This window comes from Pseudomonas sp. NFR09 (genome assembly GCF_900111535.1).
In the GTDB taxonomy this organism is placed as follows: domain Bacteria; phylum Pseudomonadota; class Gammaproteobacteria; order Pseudomonadales; family Pseudomonadaceae; genus Aquipseudomonas; species Aquipseudomonas extremorientalis.
Genome location: NZ_FOIH01000012.1, coordinates 185,248 through 210,526 on the forward strand (window position 1 = coordinate 185,248; position 25,279 = coordinate 210,526).

Here is a 25,279-nt window from a genome sequence, read left to right on the forward strand (position 1 = left end):
CCATGCAACCCCGTACCGATTTCTACACCGCTTCCCCAGACGCCATGAAAGCCATGCTCGCCCTGGAAGCCGCCGTGGGCAAACTCTCCATCGAGCTGCCACTGCTGGAACTGATACGCCTGCGCGTCTCGCAGATCAACGGCTGCGCCTTCTGCCTCGACATGCACACCGCCGACGCCCGCAAAGGCGGCGAGACCGAACGTCGCCTGTACACCGTGTCAGCCTGGCGCGAAACGCCGTTCTTCACCCCGCGTGAACGCGCTGCATTGGCTTGGGCTGAAAGCCTTACCCTGATCAGCCACACCCACGCGCCCGACGAAGACTTCAACGCACTGGCCGCCGAATTCAGCGCCCAGGAGCAGGTCGACCTGAGCGTGGCAATCACCACCATCAACAGCTGGAACCGCCTGGCCGTTGGCTTTCGCAAGATGCCCAAATGAGGTCTCAACCTGATTTGAAATAACCGCGCGGCGTGGTGCCGGTCATGCCCTTGAAGAAGGCGATCAACACGCTGTCGCTGGCAAACCCCAGCTCAAAGGCGCAGTAGCCGAGGCTGCGCCCAGTGGCGAGCAACTCGATGACACGCATCAAGCGCCACTGCTGGCGCCATTGCTGATACCCCAGGCCGGTTTCTCGCAGGAAGATCCGGCCGATGGTCTTGGTGCTGGCGCCGATCTGCTTTTCCAGGTCTTGCAGCGTCGGCGGCAATCGCTCCAGATTGGCCAGCAAAGGCGCCAGACGTTTGTCCCTTGGCAAGGGCAGGAGCAGCGGTTGCTCGGCCGCCTCCTGAATTTCTTCCAGGCACAACGCCAGCAAATGCGCGTAGCGGCCTGTCTGCCAATGGGTCTCGAAAGGGGCCGTGGCCATCGGTTCCAACACCGCCCGCAACAACCCGCTCACTTCGATCACTCGCACCTGTGCCGGCAACCGGGCCGCAATGGCCGGGCTTACATACAGCGAGCGGTAATCGACGGTCTTGCTCATCACCGCACGGTGATGCACGCCGCAAGGGATCCACGCCGCACGGGTCGGCGGCAGCAGGCACAGTTGATTGTCCAGGGTAATGCGGGTGCAGCCCTGCTGGGTAAACAGCAGTTGACCGCGCTGGTGCTGGTGCAGGCCGGAGTCGTGGTCGCCGAGCAGGGCGGCGATGCCAATGACGGGCGCCGGGTACTGGTCCGGGTCGAATGATGCGTCGGCAGCGAGCCAGGCCATGGGTTGTCCGATTTGATGGGTAATTTGTCGAAGTCTGGATAATACCCCAAGCCAGTCTGCTTAGAATCCTCACGCTCTTTTCTCGTGAAGGATCTGTTCATGTCATCTAAATACTTGCTGGTACTGGCCGTGGCACTGCTGATGTTCCCGCAGTTGGCTCAAACCCTCTATAGCCCGGCCCTGGGTGATATTGGCCAAGCCTTCGCGGTCGGGCCTGAACGGGCCGGGCAGGCCCTGTCGGTGTACTTCCTGGCGTTTGCATTCGGCGTGGTGATATGGGGCCGCTTGTGTGATCGCTGGGGCCGGCGCCCGGTGATATTGGCCGGGCTGGGGTTGTATGTCGCCGCCATGCTGCTGGCCTTGACTGTGAGTACGTTCAACGGCTTGTTGTTGGCCCAGGCCATCGCCGCCTTTGGCGCGGCAGTCGGTTCGGTGGCGACGCAGACGCTGTTGCGCGACCGATTCCAGGGCGCACAGTTGGCCCAGGTGTTTTCCATAATGGGCATTGCCTTGGCTGCCAGCCCGGCAATTGGCCTGTTCACTGGTGCGACGTTGGTGCAGTACTTCGGCTATCGCGGCGTGCTCACAGGCCTGTTGCTGATGGCAGGGCTAGTGTGGACCGCGTGCCTGTGGGCATTACCCGAGACGCGTCCCGCCTCCTTGGCGAACTCGCCGTTGGGCGAGACCGTGGGCCTGATGCTCAGGGACGCCGGAGTGTGGCGTTCCGTCGGCCTGGTGGCGGCGTTCAATATTGCGCTGTTCAGCTACTACAGCGTGGGGCCGTTTATCTTCGCGCGGCTGGGATTGTCCGCTGCCGAATTCGGCTACAGCGGTGTGTTGCTGGCGCTTGGATCAGGACTCGGGGCGTGGCTGAACAACGGCTTACTCAAGCGTGGGCTCAATAGCGATCAGTTGGTGTTGGCCGCCGCCGTGCTGGCACTGCTGGGCGGCCTGTCAGTCCTGATGCTGCAACACAGTTGGCTATTCGTATGGTCGATGCTGCTGGTGGTGCTGGCATTCGGCATGGCGATTCCCAACGTGCTGGGGGCGGCGCTGGTGGCTTATCAAGACCGCCTGGGCACCGCCGCCGCGATATTTGGCTTGCTCTATTACCTGGTGATTGGCGCCGGGCTTACCCTGGTCGCCTGGGCACAGGACCTTGGCTGGAGCCTGTTGACCTGCGGCCTGACGGCATTGTGGCTAGCGGCGGCGCGGGTCTTCAGAAGTTGACCGAAGCACTCAGGCGCGCCGTCAATGGCGCGCCCTGGAACAGGTAGTCATCGCCCATGTACTCGCCCGCGTCGCGCCAGTAGCGCTTGTCGAACAGGTTGTCGACGCTCAGGCGGAACACCGTGTCATAGCCGCTCACCTGGGTGGTGTAGCGGCTGCCCACATTCACCACCGCGTAATCCCCCACTTGCACATTGCCGCTGCGGTTGGCGTACTTCTTGGCGCTGTATTGCACACCGCCCAGCACCGCCAGGCCGTTCACCCAGGGCAACGCATAATCGGCATACACACTGGCGCGCAGCTTGGGCACGTTGATCGCCTGGTGGCCTTCGTAGTCCGCTGTGCCGCTGCCGGTCACTCGCGCACGAATCGCCGCCACGCTGGTTGCGATCTGCAGGCGTTCGGTGGCCCAGCCGTTGGCTGACAATTCCAGCCCGGTGTTCTTTTGCTCGCCTTGCTGCACGTAGTCGAATTTGCCCGTGCCATCTGGCTTGGCGTACTGATAGGCCTGGCGGGTCTGGAACACGGCGGCGGCAAAGCTGATTCGGCGCCAGTCGTATTTCACCCCGGCTTCGATTTGGCGTGAGGTGGTGGGGGCGAGGGTTTCGTCGGCGTTGTTGGCGAACCACGGCGCGGTGCCGCCCAGGGACAGGCCTTTGCTGTAGCTGGTATAGAGCGAGATGTTCTCGACAGGTTTGTAGATCAACGAGGCCTGCGGCAAGAACACGTATTGCTGGGTGTGCCTGGCCTGGTTGCCGGTGACGCTGTCGAAGGCCTTCTCATCCAGGCGTACTTCGCGACCGCCCAGAATGGTTTGCCATTGCTCGTTGAAGCGGATGCGGTCGGTGACGAACAGGCCGTACTGGCGACTGTCGAGGTTGCGGTGGCTGTCGTTCAGTGGCTTTTCGGTCGGGGTAAACGTCGGGGCGTCCACGTCGATGCTGGTGGTGCCGATGTATTCATTGACGGATTTGCGCTTGTCGATCACCCGGCGGAACGCACTGGTGCCGAAGGTCAGTTCATGGCCCAGGCCGGCGGTGTCGAACAGCCCTGTCATGGCCGCCTGGATTTCATCGTCACGGCGGGTGTCGTCAGGGCTGCGGTAGTCGTAGACATCATAGTTGCCTTCGGGGCTGAAGTAGTTCGGCACGCTCGACGTGCAACTGGTCGAGCCATAGCAGCCCCACGCAAACGAACTGTAGTCATCGATCACCACCTTGCTGCGCGCCGCGCTCACGCTGCCTTTCCACTGATCATTGAAGCGGTATTCAAACTTGCCGTTGAGATTCAGCGAATCAATGCCCACCTGCCTGGACCCGCTCTGGTGCCCCAGCAGTTTCTTCGGTGAGGCCCCGTGTGGCACCTCGGTGCCGCCCAGCAATTGGTAGCCCGGCACCGAGCGTTGTTGCTTGTCCTGGTACTCGGCGTCCAGTTGCAATACGGCATCGGGGCTGATGTTCCAGTCAAAGGCCAGGGACACAAAATCGCGCTGGCCATTGGCGTGTTCCACGTAGGAGTTGAGGTCTTCGTGGGCGACGTTGGCGCGCAGGCCGAATTGTTGCTCGCTGCCGAACCAGCCACCGACGTCGGTGGCGACATAGCCGCTGCCGCGATCATCGGTGGAGACGGTCACCGAGCGCACGTCTTCCGGGCGCTTGGTCACGTAGTTGATCACGCCGCTGGGCTCGGAAATCCCGCTCTGCAGGCCGGCCAGGCCCTTGAGCACTTCGACCTGCTGCTTGTTCTCCAGGGCAACGTTCTGCTCGCCGGTGATGGTGCGTCCATTGATTTTGTAGCTGCTCGCCGCATTCAGCGAAAAGCCGCGCACCACGAAGTTCTCGTAGTAGCCGATGGGCGCATAGCTGTCGCCCACCGAGGCGTCGTTGCGCAGTACTTCACTGAGCAGGCGTGCTTGCTGGTCCTTGATCAGTGCGGCGTTGATCACCGTGATCGAGGCCGGGGTGTCGAGCAGTGGCGCTTCGTCGACGCCGCTCACCGAGGCGGTGTCGCTGCGGTAGCTGGATGCATCCTGGCCCTGGACCTTTACCGCCGGCAGTTCAAGGTCTGCCGCCAGGCTGTGACCGATGCCGCCGCTGAGCAGCAGACCGAGGGCGAAACGTGAGGTGACGACGGGACGAAAACGCAAAACCATGGGGGCAGGGCCTTAAAGCGCGGGCGGGGGGCGCATAAGCTAGGCATAAGTGCGCACTTTTACAAGAATGATTCGCACCTTGAGACATCCCGTCTCAGGCCGCATGCCAATCCATGTGCACCTCGACAGCCCGCAGCGCACCTGCGATAGACAAGGCTTCCCTCATCAATTGCAGGAGAACGCCATGAGTATTGCTGGAAAAGTCGCGCTGGTGACCGGCGCCGGGCAGGGCATTGGCCGGGCCATCGCCTGGCACAGGACGGTGCCGATATCGCCCTGGTGGACATCAATGGCGCCAAGCTCGAAGCCGTGGCCGCCGAAGTCGTCGCGCTGGGCCGCAAGGCCTCTGTGTTCGTCGCTGACGTGTCCAAGCGCGAACAGGTGGTGGCGGCGGTGGAGCATGCGCACCTGACCCTGGGTGGCTTCCACATCATCGTCAACAATGCCGGTGTGGCGCAGATCGATTCGCTGTTGGACGTCAGCCCGGAACAGGTCGAGCGCACCCTGGGCATCAACGTGCAGGGCGTGTTGTGGGGCATCCAGGCCGCCGGCAAGAAATTCAAGGCGCTCAAGCAGAAGGGCAAGATCATCAACGCCTGCTCCATCGCCGGCCATGAAGGTTTTGCGCTGCTGGGGGTGTACTCGGCCACCAAGTTTGCCGTACGTGCCTTGACCCAGGCGGCGGCCAAGGAGTTGGCGAGCGCCGGGATTACCGTAAACGCCTACTGTCCGGGCGTGGTGGGCACCGATATGTGGGTCGAGATCGACAAGCGCATGGCCGAGATCACCGGCGCCGAAGTCGGTGCGACCTACAAGAAGTATGTGGATGGCATCGCCTTGGGCCGGGCGCAGACGCCGGAGGATGTGGCAGGGCTGGTCGCGTACCTGGCCGGGCCGGATGCGGACTACATGACCGGGCAATCGCCGCTGATCGACGGTGGCCTTGTCTACCGCTGACATCTCAGATGTACCCAGTCCAATGTGGGAGGGGGCAAGCCCCCTCCCACAGTGTTGACCCCGTTGTATCAGCGGGTTTTGTTCGGCATGTCGATGCCCAGTTGGTTGACGCGGCGGTACAGGGTCGCCCTTGAGATTCCCAGCGCCTGCGCGGTCGGTAACGGCTTCCAGCGATGGCGAATCAGCGCATCCAGCACCACCTGGCGCTCGGGGCTCACGCTCGCTTCAACCATCTCCCGCACCCGCTCCCCACGCACTTCCACCGGCAAATCCGCCACCTGCACCGTCCCGCCCTCACACACCGCACAGGCATACGCCAGCACATGTCGCAGTTGCCGCACATTGCCCGGCCACGCGTACCCCAACAGCAACTCCAATGCCGCCTGGCCGATACCCACCGTGATACCGCTGTTGCGCGCTTCCTGTTCCAGCAAACGGTTGATCAGCGCCAGTTTGTCGGTGCGCTCGCGCAGCGGCGGCAGGCAGAAGCGCGCGCAGCCGAGGCGAAAGTACAGGTCCTCGCGAAAGCGGCCCTCATTGACCAACACCGACAAATCGCGGTGACTGGCGCAAATCACCTGGATATCGACGGTGCGGGTTTTCGCCGCGCCCAACGGTGCCACTTCACCTTCGGCCATCACCCTCAGCAGGCGCGTCTGCAGGGCCAGAGGCATGTCGCCGATTTCATCGAGGAACAAGGTGCCGCCATCGGCCTGCACCAGCAGCCCGGGCATGCCTTTGCTGGCGGCGCCGGTAAAGGCGCCGGCCACATAGCCGAACAGCTCGCTCTCAATCAGGTTTTCCGGAATCGCCGCGCAGTTCACCGCCACGAACGGCTCACCGCGCCGGGCGCTGCGCTCGTGCAGTTGGCGGGCGAAGACTTCCTTGCCGGCGCCGGTTTCGCCTTGCACCAGTACCGGCAGGTTGCGGTCCTTGACCCGCACGGCCAGGCGCAGGTGTTCTTCGACACGGGCATCCACCAAGGGCACCAGCGGCGCACGCGCCTGTTTGCGTCGGGGCGCGTTGACCCGCACGTGTAGCGTACCCGGTTCTCCCAGCCAATGCAGTTGCTGGGTGGACTGGTCGGTGACGGTGCGCAAGGCGTTCAGGTCGAACACCTCGCCGATGTGCGCCGGCACCTGGCCAAAGCGCCGGCGCAAGGCCTGGCGCGCCTTGCTGTTCAAGGCCTGCAGGCGGCCGTCCTGGTCCCAGGCCAGCAGCAGGTCAGGCTGGCTGTCCACATAACCCGGCGTGCTGTGGGCTTGCAGCACCCAGTGCTGCTGGGCGCTGTGCATGAAGAAGGCGTTCTCGATGGCCTCGGCACTGTGCGCCACCAACTGGCGTATCAGGTGCTGGCTGCGGCGGTCATCCGGCGATTTGAGCGCCGAGGCGTCCATCACTCCCAGCAGGTTGCCCTGGGGATCGAAGATCGGCGCGGCGGAGCAGGTCAGGCCGATGAAGGCGGCGCGGAAGTGGTCGCGTTTGTGCACTGTCACCGCCGATTGACTGGTGAGCACGGTGGCCACGCCGCAGGTGCCTTCTTCGGCTTCCGACCAGCAGGTGCCGAGGTACAGGCCGGCCTTGCGGCAATCGCTGCGGATCGAGGCGTCCACGCGGTGGTCGATGGTCTGGCCCTGGGCATCGGTGAGCATCACGCAGTAGTCGGCCTGGCGCACACGGTGATGCAGTTGCCCGACGGCTTCGCCGGCAATGCGCATGAACAGTTCGGCGCGTTCGCGGCATTCCTTGAGCAAGGGTTCGCTGAGGATGCGTGGCCCCTGCAGGGAGCCGGGGTCCAGGTGGTGTTGCTCCATGGAGCGCCGCCACGAATCAAAGATCAGCGACGGCACCGGCGCCTGGGGCAGGCGGTCGGCATTGCGGACCACGCGACTGACGCAGTCGACGTGCTCCCTGGAGTTCGCGGCGAGCATAAGGCCTCCGGTTCTCGGTCTTTGTTGTTATGCCCGCCATTAAGCGCGCATGTGTCGGGCGCGACAAGCGCGGCCTGACCAACAGCCCGGGCTGAGACGCAGCGTCTCAAACCGGCTGAGACGCCGCCTTCGAGTCGCAAAGCCGCGTCTCATTCTGCGATCCAGGCCCGGTTGCGACAACCGCTCTGGATCAAGGTTATGCCAGGTTTTTTACGGCCTTGGCACAGGCTGTGCTGAAGGCCCTGCAGCTGACCATGATCAGCCTTCTGTGTGCCGAGACAACCTGGAGAACAACAAGATGTCCACTCACCTGTCCACCGATCAACTGCTGCATGCCTACACCGTGATGCGCACCATCCGTGATTTCGAAGAACGCCTGCACGTGGAATTCGCCACCGGCGAGATCCCCGGTTTCGTTCACCTCTACGCCGGCCAGGAAGCCAGTGCCGCCGGAGTCATGGCTCACCTCAACGATGAAGATTGCATCGCCTCCAACCACCGTGGCCACGGCCATTGCATCGCCAAGGGCGTGGATGTGTTCGGCATGATGGCCGAGATCTACGGCAAGAAAACCGGTGTGTGTGGCGGTAAAGGCGGCTCCATGCACATCGCCGACCAGGAGAAGGGCATGCTCGGCGCCAACGGCATTGTCGGCGCGGGTGCACCGTTGGCGGCCGGTGCGGCGCTGGCCTCCAGGCTCAAGGGCAGCCAGGGCGTGGCCGTGGCGTTCTTTGGCGACGGTGGCTCCAACGAAGGTGCGGTGTTCGAAGCGATGAACCTGGCCTCGATCATGAAACTGCCGTGCCTGTTCGTTGCGGAAAACAACGGCTATGCCGAGGCCACCGGATCCGGTTGGTCGGTAGCGTGCAAGGACATCGCCGAGCGTGCCGTGGGGTTTGGCATGCCGGGGGTGATCGTCGATGGCAATGATTTCTTCGCCGTGCACGCAGCGCTTGGTGTTGCCGTGGAACGCGCGCGCAAGGGCGACGGGCCAACCTTGGTCGAAGTGAAATTGAGCCGCTTCTACGGCCATTTCGAAGGCGATGCACAAACCTATCGCGGCCCCGATGAAGTGAAAAACCTGCGGGAACACGCCGATTGCCTGGCGCTGTTCCGCCAGCGTTGCAGCGCTGAAGGCTGGCTGGACGCGGCGCAATTCGAGCGCATCGATGGCGAGGTCGCCCAGCTCATCGACGACGCCGTGCGCCTGGCCAAGTCGGATCCCAAGCCCCAGGCCGCCGACCTGCTCAGCGATGTCTACGTCGCCTACCACTCATAACAACAATTCGTGGAGAGAATTTCATGGCTCGCAAAATCAGCTACCAGCAGGCAATCAACGAAGCCCTGGCCCAGGAAATGCGCCGCGACCAGAGCGTGTTCATCATCGGCCAGGACGTGTCCGGCGGCACCGGTTCCCCTGGCGAGCAGGACGCCTGGGGCGGTGTGCTTGGCGTGACCAAGGGCCTGTACCCGGAGTTTCCCGAGCGCGTGCTCGATGCGCCGCTGTCCGAAGTCGGCTACGTGGGCATGGCCGTCGGCGCCGCCACCCGTGGCATGCGCCCGGTGTGCGAACTGATGTTCGTCGACTTTATCGGCTGCTGCCTCGACCAGTTGCTCAACCAGGCCGCCAAGTTCCGCTACATGTTCGGCGGCAAGACCACCACGCCGCTGGTAGTGCGCGCCATGTACGGCGCCGGGCTGCGGGCGGCCGCCCAGCATTCGCAGATGCTCACCTCGATGTGGACCCACATTCCCGGCCTCAAGGTGGTGTGCCCGGCCACGCCCTATGACGCCAAGGGCATGTTGATCCAGGCGATCCGCGACAATGACCCGGTGATCTTCCTCGAGCACAAGATGCTCTACAGCCTGCAGGGCGAAGTGCCCGAAGAGCTGTACACCGTGCCTTTCGGTGAAGCCAATTTTGTCCGCGAGGGCAAGGATGTGACCCTGGTGACCTACGGGCGAATGGTGCACATCGCCCTGGAAGCCGCGACCAGCCTGGCGCGACAAGGCATCGATTGCGAGGTGCTGGACCTGCGCACCACCAGTCCGTTGGATGCAGACAGCATCCTCGAAAGCGTGGAAAAGACCGGGCGCCTGGTGGTGATCGACGAGTCCAACCCGCGCTGCTCGATTGCCACCGATATCAGTGCATTGGTCGCCCAGCAGGGTTTTTCTTTCCTGCGCGCGCCAATCGAAATGGTCACCGCGCCGCACACGCCGGTGCCGTTCTCCGATGCGCTGGAAGACCTGTACATCCCCAACGCCGCGAAGATCGAAGCCGCGGTGCTGAAGATCGCCGACAAGAGGAACGCCGCATGATCCATACCTTGACCATGCCCAAGTGGGGGCTGTCGATGACCGAGGGGCGCATCGATGTCTGGCTCAAGCAACCCGGCGACCGGGTGGAGAAGGGCGAAGAAGTGCTGGACGTGGAGACCGATAAGCTCTCCAGCAGTGTCGAGGCGCCGTTCAGTGGCGTCCTGCGCCGTGTGTTGGCACTGAGCGACGAAACCCTGCCGGTGGGTGCGTTGCTGGGGATTGTGGTGGAGGGCGAAGCCACCGAAGAGGAAGTCGATGCGGTGATCGACAGCTTCAATGCCGGGTTTGTCTCCAGCAGTGCCGAAACCGAAGCTTCGGGACCGAGTGCGCAGAAAGTCGAGATAGGCGGGCGTCTGTTGCGCTATCTCGAGCTGGGCGAGGGTGGCACGCCGTTGGTACTGATTCACGGATTCGGGGGGGATCTGAACAACTGGCTGTTCAACCAACCGGTATTGGCCGCCGAACGCCGGGTAATTGCCCTGGACCTGCCAGGGCATGGCGAGTCGGGCAAGCAACTGCGCAGCGGCGATGCCGAGGAGCTGAGCCTTGCGGTGCTGGCCTTGCTCGATCACCTCAGGCTCGACCGCGTACACCTGGCCGGGCATTCCATGGGCGGGCTGGTCGCACTGACCGTTGCCGACCAGGCGCCCGCGCGTGTTGCCTCATTGACTCTGATCGCCAGCGCCGGCCTCGGCCAGGAGATCAACGGCGATTACTTGCAAGGGTTTGCCGACGCCAGCAACCGCAATGCGCTCAAGCCGCCACTGACCCAACTGTTCAGCGACCCCACGCTGGTGACGCGGCAGATGCTGGAGGACATGCTCAAGTTCAAGCGCCTGGAAGGGGTGGACAAGGCGCTGCAGCAGCTCAATACCGCGTTGTTCGAGGGCGGACGACAGAAGCTGGACTTACGTCATCGCGTGGGCCGGCAGCCGAGCCTGGTGATCTGGGGCAGTGACGATGCGATCATCCCGGCCCGGCATACCGAGGGGTTGGATGCCCAGGTGGAGATTCTGCCGAGGCAGGGGCATATGGTGCAGTTGGAGGCGGCGGAGCGGGTCAACCAACTGATGGCCGCCTTCCTCAAATCCCAACCTTGAAATGCAATCAACTGTGGGAGGGGGCTTGCCCCCGATAGCGGTGGTTCAGTCAATCTTTGTGGCGACTGACACACTGCAATCGGGGGCAAGCCCCCTCCCACCATTTGGATTGGATTTCAAACGGAACGCTTCAGGGTCTCGCTCGGCAGTTCTTTGAACAACGCCCGGTAGCTATTGGAAAACCGCCCCAAATGCCAGAACGACCAATTCATCGCCACCTCGGCCACGGTGGTCCCGGTTGAGTTGAGCAGCTCACGCCGCGCCCCATTCAACCTGCGCAAGCGTAACCACTGTGCCGGGCTCATCCCGGTGTAGGTCTTGAACCCTTGCTGCAATTGGCGCAACGGCACGCCGGCAATCTGCGCCAGTTCCAGCAGGTTGACCGTTTCGTCCGGCGCGTCTGCTGCCCATTCGCCGATGCGCGCCATCAGCCGGCGTTCTTCGTTGCGGCGCTGCAAGGAGCTGCGGTCCAGGCACACGCAGGCGTTGTCGAGGATGAACAGGCAATCGTCGAGCAATTGCTGGATAAGCGCGGCGGGGTCGCTGACCGTGGACAAGCGTGTCAGCGTGCCACTGAGCCAACGGGCGAACAACGCGTTCTGCTGGCCGGTCAGCGGCGCCATGAACAAACCTTCCAGCGTCGCCACCTCCAACCCATGGCGCTGCACGAACTGCGGGCCGAACACCACCGCTACTTCACGGTAGTTTTCCGGGGTGATCCAGGTGTTGCGGCTTTCGCCATTGAGCAGGTACAGCGCGTTGTCGCTGCCGTCGAAACAGAACGCCAGGGAGCCGGCGGGCGCATTGAAATGCTGTTCGACGCGGGTGTTCATGCTCTCTTCGTACACCTCCACGCCTTGCAGGTCGAGGTAGCGGATGCGCCCGGCAAAATGCCCCGGGGACATCTGTTGGTACTGCTGCACCCAGCCGGGTGTCGCACTGCATTGAGCGGCCACATCACCGGTGGTGAAGGCCTGTACGCGCAAAGCGGTTGCCTGTGTCATGGGAAGCCTGGGCGCACTCTATTGGTGCGTTGTGGTGCGTGCAAAGTGGATAGATGCCGGGGTGCGGCGGCCTCAAGATAGACCTCAATGCGCCAGGAGTACAAGCCGGTGCATGCACCCAACCCATGACGAGGTCCTTATGAACGCCCCCTTCGATCAGCTGTCCGCCTGGCTGAAAGAACACAAGATTACCGAAGTCGAATGCGTGATCAGTGATTTGACTGGCATCGCCCGCGGCAAGATTGCGCCCACCAATAAGTTCCTGCATGAGCGAGGCATGCGCCTGCCGGAAAGTGTGCTGCTGCAAACGGTAACCGGGGACTTTGTCGACGACGAGATCTACTACGACCTGCTCGACCCCGCCGACATCGACATGGTCTGTCGCCCGGTGGCCCACGCCACTTATGTGGTGCCATGGGCCATCGAGCCCACCGCGATCGTGATCCACGACACCTTCGACAAACAGGGCAACCCCATCGAGCTGTCGCCACGCAATGTGCTGAAGAAAGTCCTGCAGCTCTACACCGACAAAGGCTGGCAGCCGATTGTCGCGCCGGAAATGGAGTTCTACCTGACCCAGCGCTGCGAAGACCCGGACCTGCCGCTGAAAACCCCCATTGGCCGCTCCGGCCGCGCGGAGACAGGCCGCCAGTCGTTTTCCATCGACGCCGCCAACGAATTCGACCCGTTGTTCGAAGACGTCTACGACTGGTGCGAAGCCCAGGGCCTGGACCTCGATACGTTGATCCACGAGGACGGCCCGGCGCAGATGGAAATCAACTTCCGCCATGGCGACGCCCTCGACCTGGCCGACCAGATCACCGTGTTCAAGCGCACCCTGCGCGAGGCCGCGCTCAAGCACAACGTGGCTGCGACCTTCATGGCCAAACCGGTGGCCGACGAGCCGGGCAGCGCCATGCACCTGCACCAGAGTGTGGTCGACATAGCCACCGGCAAACCGGTGTTCGTCGACGCCGAAGGCAACAAGAGCCCGTTGTTCCTGCATCACATCGGGGGCCTGCAGAAGTACATCCCCAAGCTGCTGCCGATGTTCGCGCCCAACGTGAACTCGTTCCGCCGCTTCCTGCCGGACACTTCGGCGCCGGTCAATGTCGAGTGGGGCGAAGAAAACCGCACCGTCGGCCTGCGCGTGCCTACTTCCAGCGCGGACGCCATGCGCGTGGAAAACCGCCTGCCCGGCGCCGATGCCAATCCGTATCTGGCGATTGCGGCTAGTCTGCTGTGTGGCTACCTGGGCATGGTCGAGCAGATCGAACCGAGCGCAGCGGTGGAAGGCCGCGCCTACGAGCGTCGTAACCTGCGCCTGCCGTTCACCCTCGAGGATGCGCTGGCACGCATGGAGGACTGCGACACGGTCAAGCAGTACCTGGGCGATAAATTCGTGCGCGGCTACGTCGCGGTCAAACGCGCCGAGCACGAGAATTTCAAGCGGGTGATCAGTTCCTGGGAGCGTGAGTTCCTGCTGTTGAGCGTCTAAAAAACCAATAAAGGGGTGTCGATATGCGTCTAGTGAAACAGCTTCTCCCGCTGGCCCTGATGGCCGCGTTCAGCGCTGGCGGCCAGGCGGCGCCGACAGTCAGTATTTATAACTGGACCGACTATATCGGCGAGACCACCCTGGCCGACTTCCAGGCCAAGACCGGGATCAAGCCGATCTACGATGTGTTCGACTCCAACGAAACCCTGGAAGGCAAGTTGCTCGCCGGCCGCACCGGTTATGACGTGGTGGTGCCGTCGAATCACTTCCTGGCGCGCCAGGTCAAGGCCGGCGCGTTCCTCACGTTGGATCGTGCGCAATTGCCCAACTTCAGGAACCTCGACCCCAAGCTGCTCGCGCTGCTGGAGAAAAACGATCCGGGTAACGCGCATTCGGTGCCGTACCTGTGGGGCACCAATGGCATCGGCTACAACGTCGACAAGGTCAAGCAGGTGCTGGGCATCGACCACATCGATTCATGGGCGGTGCTGTTCGAACCGGAGAACATCAAGAAGCTCAACCAGTGCGGCGTGGCCTTCCTCGATTCGGCAGATGAGCTGTTCCCGGCGATCCTCAACTACATGGGCAAGGACCCGCGCAGCGAGAACCCGCAGGACTACAAGCAGGCCGAGGCCAAGCTGCTGACGCTGCGGCCGTACATCACCTACTTCCATTCCTCCAAGTACATCTCGGACCTGGCCAACGGTGATATCTGCGTGGCGTTCGGGTATTCCGGCGACGTGTTCCAGGCCGCCAACCGCGCCAGGGAGGCCAAGAACGGCGTGAACATCGCCTATTCGATTCCCAAGGAAGGTTCCAACCTGTGGTTCGACCTGCTGGCGATTCCCGCCGATGCGAGCAACCCCAAGGAAGCTCATGCGTTTATCAATTACCTGCTCGATCCTGAGGTGATCGCCAAGGTCAGCGCCTCGGTGGGCTATGCCAACGCCAACCCGGCGGCCAAGGCGTTCATGGCCCCGGAACTGGTGAACAACCCCGAGGTGTACCCGCCGCAGGCGGTGCTCGACAAACTCTACATTTCGACCACGCCGACCCCGGCGACCATGCGCCTGATGACCCGCGCCTGGAGCAAAGTGAAGACCAACAAATGATGCAGTCAACCGACCACGCCCGGTCTTACTACCGGGCTACGGCCAACGCCATGCCCGAGCGCCCCGCACTGGGCGGCGACCTGACCGCCGATGTGTGCGTGATCGGCGGCGGCTTCACCGGCGTCAACACCGCCATCGAGCTGGCGCAACGCGGGCTCTCGGTGATCCTGCTGGAAGCCCGGCGCATCGGCTGGGGCGCCAGCGGGCGCAACGGCGGGCAACTGATTCGCGGCATCGGCCATGACGTGTCGGGGTTTGCCAAGTACGTGGGCGAGGAGGGCGTGCGTTACCTGGAGCGTGCCGGTATCGAGTCGGTGGCGCTGGTGGGTGAGCGCATTCGCGAACACGGCATTGACTGCGACCTGCGCTGGGGCTTTTGTGAATTGGCGAACACGCCCGCGCAGTTCGCCGCGTTCAAGGGCGAGCAGGCGCACCTGGCAGCGCTCGGGTATGCCCACGAAACCCGCCTGGTGGGTCCGCAGGATATGCAGCAAGTGGTGGGCTCGTCGGTGTATGCCGGCGGCCTGGTGGACATGGGCTCCGGGCACCTTCACCCGTTGAATCTGGTGCTGGGTGAAGCGCAGTTGGCCGAGTCTCTTGGAGTGCGGATCTTCGAGCACACTGAGGTGCTTGAACTGATCCACGGCGACACGGTGCAAGTGCGCTGCTCAGGCGGCACGGTACGCGCCGACCACCTGGTGCTGGCCTGCAATGCCCATCTGGAGGAACTGGAACCGCGCCTGAGCGGCAAGGTGCTCCCGGCGGGCAGCTACATCATCGCCACCGAGCCGTTGTCGGAAGATGTGGCCAACCAGTTGATCCCGCAGAACCTGGCGCTGTGCGACCAGAAAGTCGGCCTGGATTACTACCGATTGTCCGCTGACCGCCGCCTGTTATTCGGCGGCGCCTGTCATTACTCCGGCCGCGATCCGGTGGACATCGCCGCTTATATGCAGCCGAGAATGCTCAAGGTGTTCCCGCAACTGGCCCAGACCACCATTGAGTTTCAGTGGGGCGGCAAGATCGGTATTACCGCCAACCGCTTTCCGCAGGTGGGGCGGTTGAAGCAGTACCCTAATGTGTTTTATGCCCAGGGCTATTCCGGGCATGGGTTGAACGTGACGCACTGGTGTGCGAGGCTGCTGGCCGAAGGTATTCATGGCGGACACAGCACGGGCCTGGATATTTTCAGCCAAGTGCCGCATATGACCTTTCCGGGGGGGAAGGCATTGCGCTCACCGTTGTTGGCGTTGGGGATGATGTGGTTTCGGTTGCGGGAGCAGTTCTCCTGGAATTGAGGGGGCATTTTTCATTGGATTCGCCGGACTTATGGATGTTGTTTGTTAGTGTATAGCGAGTTCCCTGGCAATTTAGTAAAAGAACCCAGAAATCGCGGCAGTGCCGTCAGATTTTCAGCTATTACATCACTGTCTCTGATAGCGCCCTTATGGACGTACCTATTATTCAAAAAAAATCTATTTTTTTCCGGGCTATAGAGTGGTGCTGCAGTCACACCCGTAACCACGCTGACTCCAAAGCAGATCGATGCCGCAAGGCACAGCTCACGGGTATTGAGCCTGAATGTTGTCCATAGGACCTGAATAACGCTTTTTCTTGGCTTCATGGCAACTTGGCCCCCACCGCAGTGAAGTTGAAGGTGGCGCCGGTCGCCGACCCGACTACATAGGTGCCTGCGGGTGAAATAGCGTTCAAGTAGCTCGCCAGCCCGCCTGAAATGGGCGATATGGGGACTGTTCCCAGCAATGGAGTCCAATAGCAGCCGGTTGGGTATTCGCTGCTGTTCACGCAATTCAGGGCGACGGTGTCGTTATCGGCAAAGGCAGCCACTTGAACCACATCGCTACCAGGTAGCGGGGGAATGGACTGCACGCTGAAGGAATTTGTGGGGTCGTTCCAGTAAAGAGGTCTCTGAAATCCCGTAGGGTCATTGCCATAGGCCAATACATGCCCAAGGTTGTTGATTGCCACCGCGTGGTTTTGCGCGTTCAAGGGCATCGTCAACAGTAAAGGCGTGCTGCTTGCGGTACTCCAGAATGCGGTTTGTTGGGTGTCGGCGGCGGTTCCTGGAAACGTGCAGGTGCCAACGAATTGACCCTGGTCATTCATGTCGACCCCCTCGCAGTCAAGTGCACCCGCTGGTAGCGACGCCGGTGTTAACACGTACTGATTGCTGCCTGTACTCCAAGTGGCCAGGGTGAGAACAGGCTTGCCACTTGGTCCTGGGCAATTCAAGAGAATGCGCGGCCAACCATTGGTCAAGGTTTCCGTCAAGTCGACGCCATAACAGTTGTCGCCCCAGTCTGATACGCGTTGGGGAGTAGTGCTGCCTGCGCTATAAACCACCACAGTTGCGTCAATATCCGCACTCAGGCTCACCGCTAGGACGGCTCCATTGCGGTTCTGTGCAGTGGGTGCTGTTTGCGTATCGGCAGGGCGCACTTGAATCAGCAACAACCACCTGGCCGGTAGCGGAGCCAGGGTGATCGGCGTGATACCTGGTGTCGCTGCATTCCACAACACGGCGAAAAACAGATTATTGGCATTGGCACAATTGCCTACCACCCAACCACCATTGTTGGAAATAGCGCTCACCTCACAAGGTTTCCGTGAGGACAACGGCGCCAGGGCTTGCTGGGGACCTGCCAGTGTCGACGAGTACCATGGGATGGCATTGGCACTGGGGGTGGCCGAATTGCATTTTCCGACAGTTTGTTCACTGTCGTTTACCCAAACCGTCTCACATTGCGGCCCGGCCGGAAAAGCTGAAGGCACGTAGGTCGCCGCACTGGCACTCAATCCATACCCGCAAAGCAACACACCCACACTCAGCACCATCGGTGCAATCAGTTGTCTCAACAAACGTTGCATAATCCGGCCCTCCCTGGCTGACAGAATGACCCTCTGGGGGTGAACCCCACAGTCCCTGATCACCAGTAAACGCCCGGTTCGATGGACGCACAACTGTCACTTCTGACAGGTACAGGACGAGTTGCTTAAGCCTCGGTCAACACCTTCCTGAACGTCTCCACCAACGGCCGCAAATTGACCCGATGCCACGCCGCCCACAGCGGCGTGGTGTAGCTCAGCCACGGCAACTCCCGCAACACCACACCGGGTGGTGCATTGCGACTCAGGCCTTTTTGTACCATCGCCACGCCCAGCCCTGAAGCCACCAAACCCAACGCGGTAAAGGGTTCACCGGCTTCCATTGGGATCTGCGGGGTGAAGCCGGCGCGGATGCAGGCGGCGACGAAGTCGTCGGCGGGGTTGGCGCCGGGTTTGCGCTGCACGCCGATCCACTCCTGGTCGGCCAGGTGTTCGGGCAACAGTTCACTCAGGTGTGCGAGGGGATGGTGCTCGGGCAACGCCAGCAGCATCGGCTCGTCCAACACTTGCAGTGCGATCAGGTCCGGATCATCCGCAGCCGGCGGTTCGCCAACCAGGGCGATATCCAGGCTGCGTTGGCGCAGGCCTTCGAGTTGTTCGAGGGACGGCAGGTTATACAGCTTGATGTGCACGTTCGGCCGGTCGTCGCGCAGTACCCGCAGCGCGTTGGGCAGCACACCGGCATGCATGGCGTTTTCGATATAGCCGATGCACAGGCCACCTTCTTCACCGCGGCCCAGGCGCTTGCCCAGTGATTCCAGGCGGTTGGCGTGGGTCAGCAGCGCCTTGGTTTCTGCCAGGAACGTCTGGCCGTCACGGGTCAGGCGGATGCGTTGCTGGCTGCGTTCGAACAGGGTCAGGCCCAGGCGTTCTTCGAGCTGGGCGATCTGCCGGCTCAGCGGCGATTGGGAGATGTGCAGGCGTTCGGCGGCGCGGCCGACGTGTTCGCGACCTCGGCGAAAAAAGCGGTGTGTTCGAACACGGTCGCCCGAACAAGATGCTCAACGACTACAGCGCCGATGCCACACTGCGTTCGATTGAAGACAGCCTGACTCGCTTGAAAACCGATCGGCTGGACATCGTGTGGATCCATGACATCGCCCAGGACTTCTACGGCGACCAGTGGCTGGAGTATTTCAACCAGGCCCGCACCGGTGCCTTCAAAGTGCTGACCCGTCTGCGCGAAGAGGGTGTGATCAAGGCCTGGGGCCTGGGCGTGAACCGCGTCGAGCCGTGCGAACTGACCCTGGACCTTACCGAAGCCCGGCCCGACGGCTTTTTGCTGGCCGGCCGCTACACGCTGCTGGACCACGACCGCGCCCTGCAACGCCTGATGGATGCGGCCCTGGCACAGAGCGTCGAGATCGTCGTCGGTGGCCCCTACAGCTCCGGCGTCCTCGCCGGTGGCGCGCACTTCGAGTATCAGCCAGCGAGCCCGGCGATTATCCACAACGTCGAGCAGATCAAGGCGATTGCCCAGGGGTTCGGCGTGAGCGTGAAAGCCGCCGCGCTGCAATTCTCCCTAGCCCATCCGGCGGTGGCCGCAGTGATTCCAGGTGCCAGTCGTCCGGGGCGGATTGCCGAAGACGTCGCGGCGTTGTCTGAACAGATCCCGGCAGCCTTCTGGCAGGCCCTGCGCGAGGCCCGACTGGTTTCGGACCGTGCGCCCCTGCCGCTTTAAATTCAGGAGTTCAACCGATGAAAATTGATGTGAGCGGTAAAGTAGCGATTGTCAGCGGCAGTACCGCCGGCATAGGCCTGGGAATCAGCCAGGCGCTTGCAGCCTCTGGCGCCACGGTGGTGGTGATCGGACGTGAAGCCGGCAAGGTCGACGATGCACTGGCGAGCATCCGTCAGGCTGTCCCGGGCGCAGACCTGCGTGGGCTGGTGGCTGACCTTGGCACCGCAGAGGGCGCAGAGAAACTGTTTGCCGCCGAACCGTGTGCCGACATCCTGGTCAATAACCTGGGCATCTTCAACGATGTGGATTTTTTCGAGGCCCCGGACAGCGAATGGACACGTTTCTATGAGGTCAATGTGATCTCCGGCGTGCGCCTGGCGCGGCATTATGTGCCGGGCATGGTCGGGCAGGGCTGGGGTCGGGTGATCTTCGTGTCGTCGGAGTCTGGCGTGGCGACACCGGCGGACATGATCAATTACGGCGTGACCAAAAGCGCCAACCTGGCGGTGTCCCATGGCCTGGCCAAGCGCCTGGCGGGCACGGGAGTGACGGTGAACGCCGTGCTGCCCGGCCCGACCTTTACCGACGGCCTGGAGCAGATGCTCAAGGAAGCCACACAAAAATCCGGGCGCAGTGCGCGGGATGAGGCGGATGTGTTTGTGCGCAATGCGCGGCCGACGTCGATCATCCAGCGGGCGGCGAATGTGGATGAAGTCGCCAACCTGGTGGCGTACATTGCTTCACCGCTTTCTTCTGCGACCACAGGGGCTGCATTGCGCGTCGACGGTGGTGTGGTCGACAGCATGGCGATCTGAGTTGTTTTTCATTTTCTGGAGTATTTATCGTGGCAACAGCGTCTTCTGTGATTGAAATCCCGGTGTCGGCCGATCAGGTCTGGCAATTGGTCGGCGGCTTCGACGGCCTGCCGGACTGGTTGCCGTTTATTGTCAAAAGCGAGGCGGGCGATGGCGGCCGTGTGCGTCACCTGCAAACGGCGGATGGCGCAGTGGTCGTCGAGCGTTTGCAGCGCTTTGATAACGTCGGGCGTACCTACAGCTATACCATCGAGCAGTCGCCGTTTCCGGTGAGTGCGTACCTGGCGACGTTGCAGGTCGAGGCGCTGGGCGAGGCGTCAGCGAAAGTGACCTGGTCAGGTGTGTTCACGCCGGTGGCGGGGACTACGGATGCGGCGGTGGAGGAATTGTTTGCCGGTGTCTACAGCGGTGGCCTTGAGGCCCTGCGCGCCAACTTCCCGGCCTGATCCAGTCCAATGTGGGAAGGGCAAGTCCCCTCCCATATTGGGACACCAGTGGTCTCAGGCCTCGGGCATCAGTTGCTGGCGGCACTCCAGGACTAACCGGGCGCCGCCTTGTTCGCTCGTACCCACGTCCAACTTGAACCCATGCAAGTTGATGATCGCCGCCACAATCGACAGGCCCAAGCCGAACCCGCCTTGCTGGTCGCTTTCATCCACCCGATAGAAACGCTGGAATACCGCATCCCGCTCCGCCGCCGGTATGCCCGGCCCGGAGTCGTGCACTTCGATGCGCGTGCTGCCCGCATCATTGACCCCGCGCAGGATCACCGTGCCGCCCGGTGGGGAGAACTTGATCGAGTTGCTCAGCAGGTTGGCCAGGGCTTCGAACAACAGGGCGCGGTCGCCGGTGATCCACGGCAGGGACTCCGGGGTTTCGAGCTTCAGTTGCAGCTCGCCTTCCTCGGCCAGGGGCAGGTAGAAGTCGTGCAATTCGCGCAGTAGCGGCAACGGGTCCATGACCAGGAAACCTGAGCGACGCTGATGGTCTTCCAGCTCGGAGATACGCAACAGCCCGCGAAAGCGCGCCATCAGGGTGTCGGTCTCGGCAATCGCGTCGTCCAGTTTCACCGCGTAGCCAGACTCTGCTTCGGCCTCCTGTTTGATGCGATACAGCTGCGCACGCAGGCGCGTCAGCGGGGTGCGCAGGTCATGGGCGATGTTGTCGCACACGCCCTTGACCTCGTTCATCAGCTTCTCGATACGGTCGAGCATGGCGTTGACGATGGCCGCGAGCATGTCCAGTTCGTCACGTCGGTTGGACAGTGGCAGGCGGTGAGTCAGGTCGCCGGCGACGATGGCTTCGGCACTGGCCTGGATCCCACGGATTCGCCGCAACGGGCGGCGGCGCAACAGGTGCCAGCCGGCGGCGCCCGGAATAATTGTCAGGGACAGTGCCCAGAGCAGGGCGTGCCAGATGATGCGGGTCACACCGAACAGTGAGCCGTTGGCCCGCACCAGCACCAGCCAGCGGCCGTCTTCGGTGTGGGTGGCCACGGCATCGCAGCTGTCCTTGGGCAACTTGGGGTCGTCGGACTCGACACAATTGACCAGGGCGTGGATCTTGCCGTCCAGGGGCAGGTCCGGCGGCACCGCGCGGATCGGCCCGCTCAAGGGGCGGAATTGCTCATCGAACAGGCCGTAGGCATCCACACCCTTCATGTCGAAGGTCATGCTGGTGGTCAGGGCTTCCACCAGTTCTTCGCCGTCGAAGCGCTGGAACAGGTGCTGGCGTTGCATCAGGGAGTGGCGCGACAGGTCGCCCAGGTAACCGGACACCTCGTAATACAGCACCCCCATGAGGATGCAGCTCCAGGCCACGAACAGCGAGCTGTACAGCGCCAGCAAACGGCTGCTGGAAGAGCGCCAGCCCTTAGAGGGGTTCAGCAATGACATAACCGGAGCCTCGCACCGTGCGGATCAGCGGCGGGAGGCCCGGTGGGTCGATCTTTTTGCGCAGACGGCCGATGTGCACGTCGATCAGGTTGGTACCCGGGTCGAAGTGATAGCCCCAGACTTCCTCGAAGATCATCATTCGCGACAGGATCTGCCCGGTGTTGCGCATCAGGAATTCCAGTAGCTTGTATTCGGTGGGCAGCAGGCTCAGGGGTTGATCGGCGCGGCTGGCTTCGCGGCTGATCAGGTTCAGTTCCAGATCGGCCACGCGCAGGGCGGTTTCGAATTCCTGGACCGTGCTTTTGCGCCGCAGCAGCACTTCGACGCGCGCCGCCATTTCATCCGAGGCGAACGGTTTGGTGAGGTAGTCATCACCGCCGGCACGCAGGCCACGCACACGTTCGTCCACATCGGAGAGGGCGCTGATCATCAGGATCGGCGTGGAGACGCCGATGGTGCGCAGGGTGGTGACGATGGCCAGGCCATCGAGTTCCGGCAGCATGCGGTCGAGGGTGATCAGGTCGTAATCGCCGCTCACGGCGCGGACCAGGCCTTCGCGGCCGTTGTCTACCCAATCTACATCCAGTCCATGGCTACTCAGCTCGGCGACAATCTCGCGGGCCGTTACGGCGTCATCCTCGATGGTCAAAATTCGGGTCATGGGATTACCTTTACACTGGAAGACCGCAATCGCCGGTAAGCCGGCTCCTGCAGAAGTGGGGGCATTTTGCCAAGAAATGGCTGAATGCTTCCTAAATAAAACTTCATGTTGGCAAAACTGACACAGATTTCATCGCCGGGCCGGGGAATGCATAACGCCCGCTTCAAACCGCCATTTCTTGCAAGTTGCATGGATCAGGTTAGTTCAATTTACTTAACTGTCTGAAATGTAAGGGATTTATTTTTTTCGCCGACTGGCATGGTGCCTGCACTGTCTGTTTTGAGACTTGTAACACTATTTTTCTGCCTTGGAGCAAAACAACAATGATCACATCCTCATCCACGCTGCAAGAGTCGAGCGCGCTCTCCGGGGTTTCCTGGGGGGCGATTTTTGCCGGGGCCGCCGCCGCGGCTGCGTTGTCGCTGATCCTGGTGCTGCTGGGCTTCGGCCTGGGCTTTTCGGCGGTGTCGCCGTGGGCCGACAGCGGTATCAGCGCGAAAGGGCTGGGCATTTCCACGATTGTCTGGCTGGCCTTTACCCAGATCGTCGCATCCGGCCTGGGTGGCTACATCGCCGGTCGGTTGCGTGTGAAGTGGGCCAATATGCACGGTGATGAGGTGTACTTCCGCGACACCGCCCATGGCTTCCTGGCCTGGGCTGTTGCCACGTTGATCACGGCGGTGCTGGTAGTCGGTTCGGTCGGCAGTGTGGTCAGCGGTGGTGTGAAAGCCGGCGCCAGCGTTGCAGCCGGTGCAGCCAGTGGTATCACCCAAGCCGCCGGCAGTGCCGCCAAAGGCGTCAACGGTGGCGATTTCGACTATTACGTCGACAGCCTGTTCCGTGATGATCGCCCGGTCGCCGTCAGCGATGACGCCGCCCACGGTGTGGTAGCGCGCATCTTCACCCGCACCCTCAGCAACGACGGTCAGCTTGCACCAGAAGACCGTGCCTACCTGGCACAGCTGATCAGCCAGCGCACCAACCTCAGCCAGGCGGATGCCGAAGCGCGTATCGACAAAGTCTACGGCGATGCCCGTAAAGCGGTGGAAGACGCCAAGCTCAAAGCCAAGCAAGCCGCCGAAACCGCCGCCAAAGTCGCTGCGTACACCTCGCTGTGGACCTTTGTCGCGCTGTTGATCGGTGCGTTCTTCGCCAGCCTCGCCGCTACCTTCGGCGGTCGCCGCCGCGATGCCGTGGTGTATGTCGAAACCGAACACTTCGTTCGTTAATCAATTCAAGGAGAACAACATGCGCTCATTACTGCTCTGGTTCCTCGGCGTGCCTATCCCGGTGATCATCCTGATTGCGATCTTCATGCATTGATTACGGGTTTACCCAAGCCGCGCCTGTTTTTACAAGCGCGGCTTTTTACTGTCTGCAGACACGAGGCTTATACCTGTCAGGTTTGACAGTATCGTCGGGCGTTGAAAGTGCTTAGTTTGGTCCAACCCCCAACTCAGCGAGTACACCGACATGAACCAGACGACCGGCACTTTGACGGCACATGTCGTCAACCCACAAGTCACCCCACCGAACCAACCCTTTATCGGCGATCCGGGTGAAATGTTGATGTACCGATCAGGTGGATCCATACAGATTGCCGCAACGCAAAGATTGGGATCCACTGTCAATGATTACAACGGTCTCAATTTCCGTATACCGGACATCATTCCGGGCAGTGGGCAGCATACTTTCGTATTTGATGTCGATGCTCAGGGCGTTTATTGGGCTCATGAACATGGAGGTATCACTCCGTACCCGGCTGAAAATGGCACCATCGAAGTTTCACTGGACCTGAACGACACACTGGTGGGGGCGTTCAGCTTTTCAGGGAAAAACGGCAGCCATCAAGTCAGCGTCAGCCAAGGTCGGCTCGAGCTGACGGGCTTTATTACCCAGCCAGTACCGGTACGGCCGCCGCCGGTCACAGGTACGGGCTATATGCGAGGTGATGTCGTAGGCGGACCTTTGCCAAACCCGTACTTTGACGCGGAAGTTGTCAGCCTCAGAGAAGTCGACGGTGGTGGCATTATCAAGAACTACTTTGAAATCATCGGCAGGCAGTACGATGAGTTCAGGGTTCAGAACTATGTTGCCATCTTGCTGAAAATTGACCAGACGGCTTCGACTTACGTGTTGGGGAGCAACCGTGAAGCCCGGGCTCTTTTTGCGATGATGGACTCCTTTGGGTTTGCGTATGCCATCAGCGGGTCGTTGAACTTCACCTCTTTGCCTGCCAGCGGTCGCGCAGCCGGCAGCCTCGACTGCATGGTACAGAAGAATCAGGAGCCACCCTTCCATGTCAATGTTGTGTTCGATATCGTGCCCTAAGTTCAGCCGGTGGGCCTGCCGAGTTCTCACGCAATTGTTAATAGCGGCTTAACCCGCGCTTGGCTAGACTCGCGCCCCATGAGCCGCCTTCTGCGTTTAGTCCTCGTCCTGTTGTTGAGCCTCACGCTTCCCCTGACCGGGATGGCGGGGGTGCCGTCAAGCACCGAGCCGTGCCCGATGAAGATGTCGGACATGCCGATGATGAGCGACATGTCGCCTGACTGCTGCCAGGACGGCGCGGATCATGGCAAGGCCTGTAAACCCGGTCAGGAATGCAAGACCGGTGGCGTGCTGCAATTCTCCCTGCCGCTGCTCAAGGCTCCCTTGAGCCCGGCCCATCCGCTGCTCGTCGGCACCGCTTCCGATTTTATCCCCGACCGCACGCCGTCCGGCGTCTGGCGCCCACCCCGGGCCTGATTCCTGTTGCACCTCAAGACGCATCCCCTGACCGGGATGGTTTTGCTGTGG

Annotated in this window: 20 protein-coding genes and 3 pseudogenes; 15 read left to right on the forward strand and 8 right to left on the reverse strand. The window is 61.8% G+C overall.

Annotated features, from left to right (window positions below; all coding sequences use genetic code 11):
* The first annotated feature begins 2 nt into the window (after window positions 1-2).
* Window positions 3-440, forward strand: a complete 438-nt coding sequence (locus tag BMX59_RS24845; protein WP_092245633.1) for a carboxymuconolactone decarboxylase family protein — start codon at window positions 3-5, stop codon at window positions 438-440.
* Window positions 441-444: 4 nt separating this feature from the next.
* On the opposite strand, the gene BMX59_RS24850 is transcribed toward BMX59_RS24845, so the two are convergent.
* Window positions 445-1,215: an AraC family transcriptional regulator gene (locus tag BMX59_RS24850; RefSeq protein WP_093126888.1), complete on the reverse strand. Its 771-nt coding sequence runs from the start codon at window positions 1,213-1,215 to the stop codon at window positions 445-447.
* Between the two features lie 99 nt (window positions 1,216-1,314).
* Here BMX59_RS24850 and BMX59_RS24855 point away from each other — a divergent pair, with 99 nt between their 5' ends.
* On the forward strand, window positions 1,315-2,445 hold the full coding sequence (locus tag BMX59_RS24855; protein WP_093126893.1) for an MFS transporter: 1,131 nt from the start codon (window positions 1,315-1,317) through the stop codon (window positions 2,443-2,445).
* Here BMX59_RS24855 and BMX59_RS24860 read toward each other — a convergent pair.
* The gene (locus BMX59_RS24860; RefSeq protein WP_093126898.1) at window positions 2,435-4,597 is read right to left on the reverse strand and encodes a TonB-dependent siderophore receptor; all 2,163 of its coding nucleotides are present in this window, start codon (window positions 4,595-4,597) and stop codon (window positions 2,435-2,437) included. The genes BMX59_RS24855 and BMX59_RS24860 overlap by 11 nt on opposite strands.
* A gap of 184 nt (window positions 4,598-4,781) precedes the next feature.
* Here BMX59_RS24860 and BMX59_RS24865 point away from each other — a divergent pair.
* Window positions 4,782-5,554: pseudogene (locus BMX59_RS24865) on the forward strand (acetoin reductase).
* A 68-nt stretch (window positions 5,555-5,622) separates the two neighbouring features.
* Here BMX59_RS24865 and BMX59_RS24870 read toward each other — a convergent pair.
* Window positions 5,623-7,485 carry a sigma-54-dependent Fis family transcriptional regulator gene (locus BMX59_RS24870; RefSeq protein WP_093126907.1) on the reverse strand — a complete coding sequence of 621 codons (1,863 nt, stop codon included), beginning with the start codon at window positions 7,483-7,485 and terminating at the stop codon, window positions 5,623-5,625.
* 298 nt (window positions 7,486-7,783) lie between these two features.
* On the opposite strand from BMX59_RS24870, the gene BMX59_RS24875 reads away from it, so the two are divergent.
* The 3 genes from BMX59_RS24875 to BMX59_RS24885 are packed head-to-tail and all read left to right on the forward strand — an operon-like array spanning window position 7,784 to window position 10,907.
* Complete coding sequence (locus tag BMX59_RS24875; RefSeq protein ID WP_071490081.1) at window positions 7,784-8,764, forward strand: thiamine pyrophosphate-dependent dehydrogenase E1 component subunit alpha; 981 nt, start codon at window positions 7,784-7,786, stop codon at window positions 8,762-8,764.
* A 23-nt stretch (window positions 8,765-8,787) separates the two neighbouring features.
* A complete protein-coding gene (locus BMX59_RS24880; RefSeq protein ID WP_093126912.1) occupies window positions 8,788-9,807 on the forward strand; it encodes an alpha-ketoacid dehydrogenase subunit beta in 1,020 nt (339 codons plus the stop codon).
* Entirely contained in the window at window positions 9,804-10,907 is a 1,104-nt protein-coding gene (locus BMX59_RS24885) for an acetoin dehydrogenase dihydrolipoyllysine-residue acetyltransferase subunit (RefSeq protein ID WP_093126916.1), read from the forward strand. Before BMX59_RS24880 ends, BMX59_RS24885 begins: the two co-directional genes overlap by 4 nt.
* 116 nt (window positions 10,908-11,023) lie before the next feature.
* Here the strand turns inward: BMX59_RS24885 and BMX59_RS24890 are convergent, their stop codons facing one another.
* The gene (locus BMX59_RS24890) at window positions 11,024-11,911 is read right to left on the reverse strand and encodes a helix-turn-helix domain-containing protein (RefSeq protein WP_093126920.1); all 888 of its coding nucleotides are present in this window, start codon (window positions 11,909-11,911) and stop codon (window positions 11,024-11,026) included.
* A 139-nt stretch (window positions 11,912-12,050) separates the two neighbouring features.
* Here BMX59_RS24890 and BMX59_RS24895 point away from each other — a divergent pair, with 139 nt between their 5' ends.
* The 3 genes from BMX59_RS24895 to BMX59_RS24905 are packed head-to-tail and all read left to right on the forward strand — an operon-like array spanning window position 12,051 to window position 15,819.
* Window positions 12,051-13,409: a glutamine synthetase family protein gene (locus tag BMX59_RS24895; RefSeq protein WP_092245609.1), complete on the forward strand. Its 1,359-nt coding sequence runs from the start codon at window positions 12,051-12,053 to the stop codon at window positions 13,407-13,409.
* Between the two features lie 23 nt (window positions 13,410-13,432).
* Window positions 13,433-14,521, forward strand: coding sequence for a polyamine ABC transporter substrate-binding protein (locus BMX59_RS24900; protein ID WP_092245605.1), 1,089 nt, complete (start codon window positions 13,433-13,435; stop codon window positions 14,519-14,521).
* Window positions 14,518-15,819 carry an NAD(P)/FAD-dependent oxidoreductase gene (locus tag BMX59_RS24905; RefSeq protein WP_093126928.1) on the forward strand — a complete coding sequence of 434 codons (1,302 nt, stop codon included), beginning with the start codon at window positions 14,518-14,520 and terminating at the stop codon, window positions 15,817-15,819. Before BMX59_RS24900 ends, BMX59_RS24905 begins: the two co-directional genes overlap by 4 nt.
* Window positions 15,820-16,141: 322 nt before the next feature.
* On the opposite strand, the gene BMX59_RS24910 is transcribed toward BMX59_RS24905, so the two are convergent.
* Window positions 16,142-17,410, reverse strand: a complete 1,269-nt coding sequence (locus BMX59_RS24910; RefSeq protein ID WP_092245599.1) for a hypothetical protein — start codon at window positions 17,408-17,410, stop codon at window positions 16,142-16,144.
* 125 nt (window positions 17,411-17,535) lie between these two features.
* Window positions 17,536-18,375: pseudogene (locus BMX59_RS24915) on the reverse strand (LysR family transcriptional regulator); the annotation flags it as partial.
* Here BMX59_RS24915 and BMX59_RS24920 point away from each other — a divergent pair.
* From BMX59_RS24920 to BMX59_RS24930, 3 genes and pseudogenes are all read left to right on the forward strand, one after another.
* Window positions 18,372-19,109 (forward strand): annotated as a pseudogene (locus BMX59_RS24920) (aldo/keto reductase); the annotation flags it as partial. The pseudogenes BMX59_RS24915 and BMX59_RS24920 overlap by 4 nt on opposite strands.
* A 17-nt stretch (window positions 19,110-19,126) precedes the next feature.
* Window positions 19,127-19,924 carry an SDR family NAD(P)-dependent oxidoreductase gene (locus tag BMX59_RS24925; RefSeq protein WP_093126935.1) on the forward strand — a complete coding sequence of 266 codons (798 nt, stop codon included), beginning with the start codon at window positions 19,127-19,129 and terminating at the stop codon, window positions 19,922-19,924.
* Between the two features lie 29 nt (window positions 19,925-19,953).
* Complete coding sequence (locus tag BMX59_RS24930) at window positions 19,954-20,370, forward strand: SRPBCC family protein (RefSeq protein ID WP_092245592.1); 417 nt, start codon at window positions 19,954-19,956, stop codon at window positions 20,368-20,370.
* A gap of 54 nt (window positions 20,371-20,424) precedes the next feature.
* On the opposite strand, the gene BMX59_RS24935 is transcribed toward BMX59_RS24930, so the two are convergent.
* Both BMX59_RS24935 and BMX59_RS24940 read right to left on the reverse strand, forming a co-directional pair.
* On the reverse strand, window positions 20,425-21,819 hold the full coding sequence (locus BMX59_RS24935; protein ID WP_071490070.1) for a sensor histidine kinase: 1,395 nt from the start codon (window positions 21,817-21,819) through the stop codon (window positions 20,425-20,427).
* Window positions 21,797-22,480 carry a response regulator transcription factor gene (locus BMX59_RS24940; RefSeq protein ID WP_071490069.1) on the reverse strand — a complete coding sequence of 228 codons (684 nt, stop codon included), beginning with the start codon at window positions 22,478-22,480 and terminating at the stop codon, window positions 21,797-21,799. Before BMX59_RS24940 ends, BMX59_RS24935 begins: the two co-directional genes overlap by 23 nt.
* Window positions 22,481-22,803: 323 nt before the next feature.
* Between BMX59_RS24940 and BMX59_RS24945 the strand changes: the two genes are divergently transcribed.
* From BMX59_RS24945 to BMX59_RS24955, 3 genes are all read left to right on the forward strand, one after another.
* Window positions 22,804-23,709 (forward strand): hypothetical protein, encoded by a 906-nt coding sequence (locus BMX59_RS24945; RefSeq protein ID WP_071490068.1) that lies wholly within the window; start codon window positions 22,804-22,806, stop codon window positions 23,707-23,709.
* 244 nt (window positions 23,710-23,953) lie between these two features.
* A complete protein-coding gene (locus tag BMX59_RS24950; protein ID WP_093126943.1) occupies window positions 23,954-24,811 on the forward strand; it encodes a hypothetical protein in 858 nt (285 codons plus the stop codon).
* A gap of 78 nt (window positions 24,812-24,889) precedes the next feature.
* Entirely contained in the window at window positions 24,890-25,228 is a 339-nt protein-coding gene (locus tag BMX59_RS24955; protein WP_093126946.1) for a hypothetical protein, read from the forward strand.
* Window positions 25,229-25,279 lie beyond the last annotated feature (51 nt).

Bases quoted from the DNA above. Each gene is read 5' to 3' on its own strand.
- BMX59_RS24905 (WP_093126928.1), top strand. From the start codon at position 14,518: ATGATGCAGTCAACCGACCACGCCCGGTCTTACTACCGGGCTACGGCC.
- BMX59_RS24875 (WP_071490081.1), top strand. From the start codon at position 7,784: ATGTCCACTCACCTGTCCACCGATCAACTGCTGCATGCCTACACCGTG.
- BMX59_RS24885 (WP_093126916.1), top strand. From the start codon at position 9,804: ATGATCCATACCTTGACCATGCCCAAGTGGGGGCTGTCGATGACCGAG.
- BMX59_RS24845 (WP_092245633.1), top strand. From the start codon at position 3: ATGCAACCCCGTACCGATTTCTACACCGCTTCCCCAGACGCCATGAAA.
- BMX59_RS24925 (WP_093126935.1), top strand. From the start codon at position 19,127: ATGAAAATTGATGTGAGCGGTAAAGTAGCGATTGTCAGCGGCAGTACC.
- BMX59_RS24900 (WP_092245605.1), top strand. From the start codon at position 13,433: ATGCGTCTAGTGAAACAGCTTCTCCCGCTGGCCCTGATGGCCGCGTTC.
- BMX59_RS24945 (WP_071490068.1), top strand. From the start codon at position 22,804: ATGATCACATCCTCATCCACGCTGCAAGAGTCGAGCGCGCTCTCCGGG.
- BMX59_RS24940 (WP_071490069.1), bottom strand. From the start codon at position 22,480: ATGACCCGAATTTTGACCATCGAGGATGACGCCGTAACGGCCCGCGAG.
- BMX59_RS24855 (WP_093126893.1), top strand. From the start codon at position 1,315: ATGTCATCTAAATACTTGCTGGTACTGGCCGTGGCACTGCTGATGTTC.
- BMX59_RS24870 (WP_093126907.1), bottom strand. From the start codon at position 7,485: ATGCTCGCCGCGAACTCCAGGGAGCACGTCGACTGCGTCAGTCGCGTG.
- BMX59_RS24950 (WP_093126943.1), top strand. From the start codon at position 23,954: ATGAACCAGACGACCGGCACTTTGACGGCACATGTCGTCAACCCACAA.
- BMX59_RS24955 (WP_093126946.1), top strand. From the start codon at position 24,890: ATGAGCCGCCTTCTGCGTTTAGTCCTCGTCCTGTTGTTGAGCCTCACG.
- BMX59_RS24910 (WP_092245599.1), bottom strand. From the start codon at position 17,410: ATGCAACGTTTGTTGAGACAACTGATTGCACCGATGGTGCTGAGTGTG.
- BMX59_RS24890 (WP_093126920.1), bottom strand. From the start codon at position 11,911: ATGACACAGGCAACCGCTTTGCGCGTACAGGCCTTCACCACCGGTGAT.
- BMX59_RS24935 (WP_071490070.1), bottom strand. From the start codon at position 21,819: ATGTCATTGCTGAACCCCTCTAAGGGCTGGCGCTCTTCCAGCAGCCGT.
- BMX59_RS24895 (WP_092245609.1), top strand. From the start codon at position 12,051: ATGAACGCCCCCTTCGATCAGCTGTCCGCCTGGCTGAAAGAACACAAG.
- BMX59_RS24850 (WP_093126888.1), bottom strand. From the start codon at position 1,215: ATGGCCTGGCTCGCTGCCGACGCATCATTCGACCCGGACCAGTACCCG.
- BMX59_RS24860 (WP_093126898.1), bottom strand. From the start codon at position 4,597: ATGGTTTTGCGTTTTCGTCCCGTCGTCACCTCACGTTTCGCCCTCGGT.
- BMX59_RS24880 (WP_093126912.1), top strand. From the start codon at position 8,788: ATGGCTCGCAAAATCAGCTACCAGCAGGCAATCAACGAAGCCCTGGCC.